This window comes from Neorhizobium alkalisoli (assembly GCF_002968635.1).
In the GTDB taxonomy this organism is placed as follows: Bacteria; Pseudomonadota; Alphaproteobacteria; order Rhizobiales; family Rhizobiaceae; genus Neorhizobium; species Neorhizobium alkalisoli.
In genome coordinates this window covers 1-380 of record NZ_PVBN01000067.1, presented here as the reverse complement: position 1 = coordinate 380, position 380 = coordinate 1, and the positions used below count along the sequence as shown (strand labels likewise).

Annotated in this window: 1 protein-coding gene and 1 pseudogene; both read left to right on the top strand. The window is 59.7% G+C overall.

Annotated elements, in window-relative coordinates; all coding sequences use genetic code 11:
* Nucleotides 1-116, top strand: a pseudogene (locus C5L13_RS29445) (alpha/beta fold hydrolase); the annotation flags it as partial.
* Nucleotides 117-183: 67 nt separating this feature from the next.
* Nucleotides 184-380: NAD(P)H-binding protein (locus C5L13_RS28585; RefSeq protein ID WP_158693571.1), on the top strand; the 197-nt coding region annotated here is incomplete at its 3' end.

Sequence of the window (380 nt, the reverse complement as noted above, 5' to 3'; positions counted from 1 at the left end):
CGGCCAAGCTGGTGCAAAACGGCACGCTCCATACCTATAAGGGCGCGCCGCACGGCATACCGACTACCCATGCCGATCAGGTCAACGCCGATCTGCTGGCGTTCGTGAACAGTTAAGCGCGAACAAGCACTTTTGCTCCGCCCTGAGTGGGCGGAGTTTTTTTCATTGCGATGAGGAACGCCAATGCAAACGATCCTGGGCGCCAGTGGCCAGATCGCCCAAGAGCTGGCGCGTGAACTGAAGCGCGCGTACACCGATGATTTAAGATTGGTCAGCCGCAACCCGAGGAAGGTCAACGACAGCGATACGCTGGTCGCGGCCGACCTGCTCGATGCACAGCAGACCCTGGCGGCGGTGAAGGGCAGCGACGTGGTGTATTT